Here is a 9,802-nt window from a genome sequence, read left to right as displayed (position 1 = left end):
CTCCAGACGCGTGGCCATTTCGCCGCGGTCGCGATCTGCGCCTGGTGGGCAGTGTTCAAGCTGTTCGAGGGCTTGACTCAAGCACGTCCGCGCCTCCGACAAGGCACCGCGACGACGGGCTTCGGTGGCTGCCCGCCGGTAGGCTGCGGCCGCGTCGTCGAACCGTCCGGCCCTCTCATAGTGAATGGCGACCACCCGCCATTCGGGATCACCAGCGCTGGTCAAGGCATCGGCGACCCTGGCGTTGAGCTTCCGCCGCACGGTGGGCGGCGCCAACTCGGCAGCGACTTCGCGCAAAAGTTCGTGGCGGAACCGCCACGTATCCTGTCCCCACGGTTCCAGCACCCTTGCGTCCTCGAGATCGCCGATGGCCTTGTCGACCGCCTCGTCGCTCACGTCGACCACGGAGCACAGCAGGTCGCGATCTAGCTCGCGCCCGATGACGGACGCGGCTTCGATCACCGGCACGACGTGCGGACTGGTGCGCAGCCGCGCGAACAACGGCTCGTACAGCGTCTCGGGAACGCCCGTCTGGCTGAGTCCGGCGACGACTTCCTCGACGTAGAACGGAACGCCATCGCAACGCTCGACCACCTCTGCCCGCTCGATGGCCGACAGGCCTGGATGCAGGCTGCCAATCAGTTCATCGGTCTGCTCGTCGGTCAGCGGGGCCAGTTCGAACACGCGTGCCGGCCAATCGGTCGGCAACCAAACGCCGGGGCGCCCGGTGACCACCACCAACAAGTCACCGCGCGCGGAGTTGAGGAGCGCGCCAAGGACCTCCACTGTGGACGGATCGAACCAGTGCACGTCCTCGACCACCAGCAGGCCGGCGCGATCTCCAAAGCACGCGTGGACGTAGTTCTGGACCGCTTCGGAAACCATCTCGTAGAGCCTGCGGCCCTCTGCGGCGACGGGCTCGTAACCGGCATCCGCCCCGATCCCGAGCACGGCGGCCAGCAGCGGGACGATCGTCAGCACGTTTAGTCCTAGCCCCCGGACTTCGTTCTCCAGCAGCCGAATCCGCTCGGTATGATCACTGGCGCGGCCGATGCCGCAGCGTCGCTCCAGTAACGTGCGGATGGGATGAAGGCCGGCATCGGGGTGGAGAGGTGATCCCGCCAACTCCAGCACCGGTCCACCGTCGCGGTGCACCAACTCCGTGGCCACCCCGGAAAGCCGGCTCTTGCCGATGCCAGGTTCACCTCGAAACACCAAGCCCGGTGTGACGAGGGTGCCTAATTGTGTTTTGGCCCAGCTGCTTTCGATCTGTAGTACTTCGGCCTCGCGACCGACGAGGGGGCTGCGGTCGGCCCGTAGAACCTGCGTACGCTCTGTGACGACGAGGAAGTGGACAACGGGCTCCTTGACGCCCTTGACGTGTGCAGCGGGCCGCGGATCTACCTCGAAGTTGTTGCGTATCAATGACTCAACGGGTTGAGACACCGCCACCGAGTCTGGCAGTGCGAGTCCCGAGACGCGCGCGGCCAGATTGGCGGCCAAGCCGTAGACTTCGTCGCCGGCCGTGTCCAGGTAGACAAGCCCGCGGTGAACCCCGACCCGGACACTGATTTCAATCCCGAACCGACGTTTGGCCTGTTGACTGAGCCGTCCCACCACCCGGGTGATGTCCAGTCCGGCCTGCACCGCTCGACGCACGTCGTCCTCGTGCGCTATTGGATGACCGAATACGGCCAGTAGGCCGTCGCCCTTGGTGGAAGCGATGTGGCCCTCGTAGCTCGCCACGATCCGGACGACTTGGTCACGGTAGCGACCCACCACCAGCCGATAGGTCTCAGGCTCGACCTGTGTCGACAAGACTGTCGAATCCACCAGATCGGCGAAGAAGATCGTGAGCCGTCGGATCTCGCCGCCGTCGTCGGTGGCCGCAAGGAGGTCTTCAGCCTCGAAGTTTCCTTCGTCGGCCGCCAGTACCTGGCCGGCCAAGGCCGTGGCGGTAGCGCGGTCACCACGATTAATCGCCGCAACCGCCCGATCGAGCAGTTCGTCGATCCGCGGTCGGCCCTCGATGCCGCCGTCGTCCCCCGAGCGCATCCCGCCTCCGCTCACCTCAACATCGTGTCACCAGCAGCGCAAACGCGCGTCGGATCCTGCGGGATTTCAATACCGTGTTGCCCGCTGCGTGCTAGGTTCCGTTCCGTCACCGAGGGCACCTAGGGGGCTGCATGGACGGCGCCGTAATGCAGGCCCTGGTATCGCGCCACATGGAGGCCGAGGACCGAGGCGACGTCGAGGCCGCGGTGGCTGTCTATACCGACGACGTCGAGCACGATGTCGTCGGGTTTCCCGGTAGCCCAAGCCACGGGAAAGACGGTGCGCGTGAGTTTTACCAGTATCTGATCGCCAACTTCCACACACATGGGTGGGAGCTGTTGCGTCGATTCCAGGCGAATGACGCCATCATCCTCGAGCAGGCGATGACGGGAGCGGTCGTGGGTTCCCTACTCGGCTTTCCAGGCCATGGGCGCACCATCACATTTCGGATGCTGCACGTATTTCAGTTCCGGGACGCGCTGATCAGCCGCGAGAACATCTGGCTCGACTCAGCAGCGATCGCCGCACAGTTGGGGTGAACTCGGGGCGCCGGCGGCTCTAGGACGTTTTCGTCCTCTGCTTGTATTCGGTGCGCAGTGCGTCGTCAACGTCATCCTGAAACGCGCGTTCGGTACCGATTGCTCGCTCCAAGGCCCCATACATCCACTGCGGCATGAACTTTCGCCCGGTCAACGCCACGAAGCCGAACGATCACGCGCGATTTCGGCTTTTGCATGAGGCCGAGAACGGCTTTTGCGACGTCGTCAAGCCCTTGTCCGACCGTGCGTCTGTAGGATTCGCCCGCCGGGATGCTCCCGGTGAGCGATGGTCCGGGCGGGTAGGTGGTGCGTCGTGAGTGCACGCTTTGAGGTACTCGACTGGTGCGAGACTCGTTTGGGGGTCATTAGCCTTCGTCGGCGGATCGAGCCGACCCTGAACGTCGACGTCTATGAGGTCAAACTCGGCGACGAGTTCCTGATGTCCAGCCTGTTCACGGTGGCCGAGGTGGAGCTTGCGCGCCTCGGCCTAACCAAGGCGGTCGATGCCGACCTCGACGTCGTCGTCGGGGGATTGGGGCTCGGCTACACCGCGCAGGCAGCGCTGGTCGATCCCCGAATTCAATCGCTCGTCGTGGTGGAAGCGCTCGGAGAGGTCATCGGCTGGCACGAACGTGGATTGCTTCCCGACACCACCGAATTGGCGTCGGATCCACGGGTGCGCTTGCAGCGGGGAGACTTCTTCGCCATGGCGGACAGCGACGTCGGTTTCGATCCAGCGAGACCGGGCCGACGCTTCCATGCCATCCTCCTCGACATCGATCACACGCCGCGACACGTCCTACACCCGAGCCACTCCGCGTTGTACACGCCAGCGGGACTGCGAAAGCTCGTCGGGCACCTGCATCCCGGCGGGGTCTTCGCGCTGTGGTCCGATGATCCGCCCGACCCGAACTTCGAGGTGACCCTCGCCGAGGTCTTCGATCGGTCCGAGGCATCCATCGTCCAGTTCGCCAACCCGCTGACCGGTGGCTACTCGACGAACACGGTCTACGTCGCGAGCTAGTCTCGCTCACCCGCCGAACGTAGTCACGCCCGTGGGCGTCACCTGAAACCCTTGAACCGCACCGGCCGAGGTGCCGAAGCACGCCACTCCACCCGCGGTGGCCATGCAGATCGTGCCGACCCCGTGGATGCGGTATCCGACCGGTAGTTGCCTGATCGTTCCGGGATAGGCCGGCTTCTTGAACTTCGGGGCGTCGGTACGGCGGATGCCGGCGCCGCCGGGAATCGTTGCGAAGACTTCGTTCTGGCCGCCCCGAACCCCGGGCAGTGGTCCGTCGCAACCGATTTCACCGCCGCTGTACACGACGATCGAACACGTCAGGCCACCATCGACGGTGAAGACCGGGAACATGTTCTTCGCGCCCTCGCCGACGATGTAGTTGTCGTCGCCCACGATGAACTCGTTCGGGTCGGGAAAGTTGGGTGGCAGACCCTCCGTCGCGGGGCCGATGCCAGTGCCGTTGGGCGACACCACCATCCACTGCGTCGCGGGCTCACCCTTGGTGCAGGCGGTGAACGACCCACCGCCGACGGCACATTCGAAGTCGCCGAACACGATCTTCTGTCCCTCGCGCAGCACCGGGGCGGCGTCACCGGTCGACTTCACGAAGGCGTGATTGGCCGTGGCGCGCAACCCTCGGGCGCCGGCGTCGGCGGCCAGGACGATCTCGTTGACTTCGCCCGGCGTGCCAGGTAGCCGCCCATCGCACCCGGCGGCGCCGCGATCCGGCTGAATCGCGCAGAGCAGCCCGTCGGGCGTCTGGAAGTACACCTCGTTGCCCATCGCGAAGGGGTAGGTCGACACCGTGGTGAAGCCGCGCAGGTCGGGCATCGCCGGTGGCTGAGCGCCCGCGGGGGCGATCGGCGAGGCCACGACGCCGATGAGCATGGTCAGGACGATCAGTGCAAAACGCATCACCTGCAATCTAGGCGAATCCGACCCCGTGCCCCAAAGTCGCGTAGTCCTACTCATCCACGTCGAGCCCGGGGAACGGCATGCTGAAGTCATGGCACTGACCAAGTCGAGCTCCGAGGCACCCACGGTCGCCGACGACGCCGCACCCGTCCGCGACCGCGCCGTCGACGTCGCCCGCCTCGGCGCCCTCGTCGTGGTGATGTTCGGGCACTGCGCGCTGCTGCTGGCCACCATCGACACCCGCGGCCTGCGCATCGGCAACCTGCTTGGCGAAATGCCCGTGATCGCTCCGATCACCTGGGTGGTGCAGGTCATGCCGCTGTTCTTCCTGGCCGGCGGTGCGGCGGGCGCCTACGGCTGGAAGCCTGGTACCGCGTGGGGTACCTGGTTGTTCACCCGCTCGCAGCGGCTGTGCCGGCCGGTGTTCTGGTACCTCGCGGCGTGGGTGGTGGGCCTTCTGGTCACCCGCATGACGCTCGGAGCCGAGTCCGCGGCCGGATTGGGGCGCGAGTGCGTCGCCCTCCTGTGGTTCCTCGGGGTGTACCTCGTCGTGCTCGCCTTCGTCCCCGCTCTGACGCGGTTGCGGACCGGACGCGCGGTGATCCTCGTCGTCGTCGCGCTTCTCGCCGCCTCGGCCGCGATGGACGCGATCCGGCTCGCCGTGGGCACCCCGGACGCTGGAGCCGCCAACTTCGTCTTCATCTGGCTGATCCCGGTCACGATCGGCGTGGCCTACGCACGTCAGCTGATCCGTCCGTGGGCTGCGCTCGCGGTGGCCGCCCTCGCGTTCGCCGCGCAGGTCCTGGCGGTCGTCGCCGGACCGTACGAGGTCTCGCTGGTCGTGACGGGGGCCGAACGGCTGTCGAACGTGTCACCTCCGACGCTGTTGCTCGCGTTGCATTGCACCTGGATGTCGTGCGTCTTCGTGGCGGCCGCCGGAGCTGTCCGTCGCTGGGCCGACCGGACTCGGCTCTGGGGAGCGATCGCGGCGGGCAACGGGGGAGCGATGACGCTCTACCTGTGGCACATCCCGGCCATCGCGGTGGCCACCTTCTCCCTGCACGCCGTCGGCATCGACGCCTACGACGTGCACGCGCCCGGCTTCTGGGGCCGCCTCGCACTGCGGGCCGTCGTGTTCGCGGTCGTCATGGCTTTGACATTCAAGTTGCTCTCGCCGCTGGAGCATCGCCGGCTGCCGTGGTGGGACGCCCCGGTGCGGGCCACGGGTGCCAGGTCGGTGGCCGCAGGAGTACTGGTGTGCGCAGCCGGTCTGGCGCTCCTGCTGATGGCGAAGTACGGGCTCAGTGGCCTCCCCGGTTGGACGTCGCTCGGGTTCTTCGTGGCCACGACAGTAGCTGCGCGGGTGTGCGCCGCACCTCAGAACTCCAGGCACGAAAACATTACTGCAACAGGGTCGTAGCGCTGCCGGACAGCGGGGTCGACGGCCCAGTCGGGTCCTGGACTTGACCACACCGGCATTGCCCGCCGAGGCCCGTCGGACGCATTGGGTAGGGTCTCGGCGTGACTCCGAGCCCTGCCGTCAAGTCCGTAAATGCCCGCCTTGCTGACGAACTGGCTGTTCGGGAGGCCCAGGTGGCTGCGACCGTCCAGTTGCTCGACGACGGCGCGACGGTGCCGTTCATCGCCCGCTACCGCAAGGAGATCACCGGCAGCCTCGACGACGGCCAACTCCGCACCCTCGAGGAGCGCCTCGGCTACCTGCGGGAGCTCGACGCCCGCCGCACCGCGGTGATCGCCTCGATCGAGGAGCAGGGCAAACTCACCGACGAGTTGCGCGCCTCGCTGCTGGCGGCCGACACCAAGTCGCGGGTCGAGGACATCTATCTGCCCTATAAGCCGAAGCGCCGGACCAAGGCGCAGATCGCCCGCGAAGCCGGCCTCGAGCCGCTGGCCGACCGGCTGCTGGCCGATCCGACACTCGTCCCCGAGGCGACGGCTGGGGAGTTCCTCGGCGAGGACGTCGCCGACGCGGCCGCCGCTCTCGAGGGTGCCCGGCACATCATCATCGAGCGTGCCGCCGAGGACGCCGAACTCGTCGGGGCCGTCCGCGCCAAGTTCTGGGCCGACGGCGCCATGCGCACGTCACTTTCCACCTCCGACGCCGCGAAAAGCCCAGCAGCGCAAAAGTTCCGCGACTACTTCGAATTCGCCGAACCGCTAGAGAAGATGCCGTCGCACCGAGTGCTCGCCGTCATGCGTGGTGAGAAGGAGCAGGTGCTCTCGCTCAACCTCGAAGGTGGCGACGACGAGGTGTATCACGCCATGATCGCCCAAACGCTCGGCGTCGACCTGTCCGCCAAGGCGCCGGCAACGCCGTGGCTAGCCACCACCGTCAAGCTGGCGTGGCGGGTCAAGCTGATGGTGTCCGCCGCAGTCGACGCCCGCATCCGGCTCAAGCAGCGCGCCGAGTTGGACGCGGTCGCGGTGTTCGCCAAGAACCTCAAGGACCTTTTGCTCGCGGCGCCTGCGGGCACCCGCACGACGCTGGGCTTGGATCCCGGTTTCCGGACCGGAGTCAAGGTCGCCGTGGTGGACTCCACGGGCAAGGTCGTCGACCACTGCGCCATCTTCCCGCATCAGCCGCAGCAGAAGTGGGATGAATCCAAGGCGATGCTGGGGGCGCTGGTCGCGCGCCACGGAGTGGACCTGATCGCCATTGGCAACGGAACCGCGTCCCGCGAAACCGACCTATTGGCAACCGAATTGATCGCCGACATCGCGGCGTCGGGCGCCAAGGCTCCGGTGAAGGCGATGGTCAGCGAGGCAGGTGCGTCGGTGTACTCGGCCTCGGCGTACGCGGCGCACGAACTCCCCGACCTCGACGTCACGATCCGCGGCGCGGTGTCGATCGCCCGGCGGCTGCAGGACCCGCTGGCCGAGTTGGTGAAGATCGAGCCGAAGTCGATCGGCGTCGGGCAGTACCAGCACGACGTGACACCGGGGACGCTGGCCCGCAGCCTCGACGCCGTCGTCGAGGACGCTGTGAACGCCGTCGGTGTCGACCTGAACACCGCGTCGGTGCCGTTGCTCGCTCGGGTGTCTGGAGTGACGGACACGTTGGCCGAGGCGATCGTCACGCACCGCGAGTCGACGGGTCCGTTCCGCAACCGCAAGGCGCTGCTCAAGGTTCCCCGTCTGGGCCCCAAGGCCTTCGAGCAGTGCGCAGGCTTCCTGCGGATCAACGGCGGTGACGACCCGCTCGACGGGTCCGGCGTGCACCCGGAGTCCTACCCGGTGGTGCGGCGCATCCTGGACCGCTCCGGCGTGACGCTCGCCGAGCTCATCGGTGATGAGCGAGCCTTGCGTTCACTGAAACCCGCCGACTTCGCCGACGACCGCTTCGGCATCCCGACCGTCACCGACATCCTCGCCGAGTTGGAGAAGCCGGGCCGCGACCCGCGGCCCGCGTTCTCGACGGCGACGTTCGCCGCGGGCGTGGAGAAGGTGGCCCACCTGAAGGTCGGCATGGTGCTCGAGGGCATCGTCACCAACGTGGCGGCGTTCGGTGCGTTCGTCGACGTCGGCGTCCATCAGGACGGCCTGGTGCACGTCTCGGCGATGTCGGATCGCTACGTCTCCGACCCGCACGAGGTGGTGAAGTCCGGGCAGGTGGTGAAGGTGAAGGTTCTCGAGGTCGACGTGGATCGGCAGCGGATCGGGCTGACGCTGCGTCTCAACGACACCCCGCAGCAGCGCGGCGGCCACGGCGGCTCGGGTGGACAAGGCAGGCCGCCCGCGCCGAAGAACCACGGAGAGCGGCCAAACCCGAACCGCGACAAGAACTCCGGCCGGAGAGAGTCCGCGCCGGCCGCGGGGTCGATGGCGCAGGCGCTGCGCGACGCGGGTTTCGGACGCTGACCGGGCGCGGCTAACGCAGCCGCACCGCACCCGTCGAAGCCGGCCGTTGCCGGACCACCTGCGGCCACCAGAACCACTTGCCCATCAGCGCCGCGATGGACGGCGTCATGAACGCGCGGATCACCAGGGTGTCGAACAGCAGGCCCAATCCGATGGTGCTGCCGATCTGCGCGACGACGGCCAAATTGCTGACCGCCATCGACAACATCGTGAACGCGAACACCAGCCCTGCCGCGGTGACGACGGAGCCGGTACCGCCCATCGCGCGGATGATGCCGGTGTTGATACCGGCGTGGATCTCCTCCTTGAGGCGCGCCACCAACAGGAGGTTGTAGTCCGCGCCGACGGCCAACAGGATGATGACCGCCATCGCCATCACCATGAAGTGAAGGGGCAGGCCGACCAGGTGCTGCCACACCAGCACCGACACCCCGAACGAGGCGCCGAGGGAGATCACCACGGTGCCGACGATGACGGCCGCGGCGACGAGGGCGCGGGTGACCAGCAGCATGATGATGAAGATCAGTGTGAGAGCGGAGATTCCGGCGATTAGCAGATCCCAGCTGTTGCCTTCCTCCATGTCCTTGAAGGCTGATGCGGTACCGCCGAGGTAGATCCGCGAGCCCTCCAGCGGCGTGCCCTTGATGGCCTCCTTGGCGGCCTGCTTGATGGCGTCGATGCGGTCGATGCCGTCGGCGGACAAGGGGTCGCCCTCGTGGCTGATAATAAACCGGACGGCGTGACCGTCGGGTGAGATGAAGCTCTTCATGCCGCGTTTGAAGTCGGCGTTGTCGAAGATCTGGGGTGGCAGGTAGAAGGTGTCGTCGTTCATGGCGTCGTTGAAGGCGTCGCCCATGGCGGTCTGGTTGTCCTGCATCGCGGTCTGCTGATCTTGCATACCCTTCTGGGTCTGGTACATCGTCAGCATCATCTGCTTCGTGTCCCTCAGTTGCTGGAGCTGCGGTCGGAGCGACGCCGCCAACTGTGGGGTGAGCTTGTCGAGTTTGTTGATGTCGGTGACCAGACCACCGATCTGGTCACTGATTTGGTCGATGCCGTCGAGTGTGTCGAAGATGCCGCGGCCCGCGGTGCAGAGCGGGATGTCGTAGCAGTGGGGCTCCCAGTAGAGGTACGCACGCAACGGACGGAACCAGTCGTCGAAGTCCGCGATGTGGTCACGCAGGTCGTACACCGTGTTGGTGAGTTCGGTGATCTTGCCAGCCATGTCGTGGATGTTGGCGCTGAGCTCATCCATCAGCGACAGCATGTTCGTCAGGGTGTCGATCATGGTCTGCATGTCGTCGGCCTGTTTGAGCATGTTCGCGAACGTGTCCTGCAGGTACTTCTGGTTCATCTGCGAGCTGGTGCCGCCCATGCTCATCTGCGCCGG

General features: G+C 66.5%; 7 protein-coding genes. 4 read left to right on the top strand and 3 right to left on the bottom strand.

The window, feature by feature from the left end:
* Nucleotides 1-2,070: ATP-binding protein (locus QOD90_RS02730; RefSeq protein WP_526346424.1), on the bottom strand; the 2,070-nt coding region annotated here is incomplete at its 3' end.
* A 116-nt stretch (nt 2,071-2,186) separates the two neighbouring features.
* Between QOD90_RS02730 and QOD90_RS02725 the strand changes: the two genes are divergently transcribed.
* Complete coding sequence (locus QOD90_RS02725) at nt 2,187-2,594, top strand: nuclear transport factor 2 family protein (protein WP_526346422.1); 408 nt, start codon at nt 2,187-2,189, stop codon at nt 2,592-2,594.
* 313 nt (nt 2,595-2,907) lie between these two features.
* Nucleotides 2,908-3,618: a polyamine aminopropyltransferase gene (locus QOD90_RS02720; protein ID WP_526346420.1), complete on the top strand. Its 711-nt coding sequence runs from the start codon at nt 2,908-2,910 to the stop codon at nt 3,616-3,618.
* Nucleotides 3,619-3,624: 6 nt separating this feature from the next.
* On the opposite strand, the gene QOD90_RS02715 is transcribed toward QOD90_RS02720, so the two are convergent.
* Complete coding sequence (locus tag QOD90_RS02715; protein ID WP_526346418.1) at nt 3,625-4,533, bottom strand: hypothetical protein; 909 nt, start codon at nt 4,531-4,533, stop codon at nt 3,625-3,627.
* Between the two features lie 91 nt (nt 4,534-4,624).
* On the opposite strand from QOD90_RS02715, the gene QOD90_RS02710 reads away from it, so the two are divergent.
* Together QOD90_RS02710 and QOD90_RS02705 are read left to right on the top strand one after the other, a co-directional pair.
* Nucleotides 4,625-5,953: an acyltransferase family protein gene (locus tag QOD90_RS02710; protein WP_526346416.1), complete on the top strand. Its 1,329-nt coding sequence runs from the start codon at nt 4,625-4,627 to the stop codon at nt 5,951-5,953.
* Between the two features lie 101 nt (nt 5,954-6,054).
* Entirely contained in the window at nt 6,055-8,412 is a 2,358-nt protein-coding gene (locus QOD90_RS02705) for a Tex family protein (protein ID WP_526346414.1), read from the top strand.
* A 10-nt stretch (nt 8,413-8,422) separates the two neighbouring features.
* On the opposite strand, the gene QOD90_RS02700 is transcribed toward QOD90_RS02705, so the two are convergent.
* Nucleotides 8,423-9,802, bottom strand: a 1,380-nt coding sequence (locus QOD90_RS02700; RefSeq protein ID WP_526346412.1) for an MMPL family transporter, incomplete at its 5' end; no start/stop codon positions are given.

Source organism: Mycobacterium sp. (assembly GCF_032161845.1).
Lineage (GTDB): Bacteria > Actinomycetota > Actinomycetes > Mycobacteriales > Mycobacteriaceae > Mycobacterium.
This window is presented reverse-complemented; position numbering and strand designations above follow the sequence as displayed.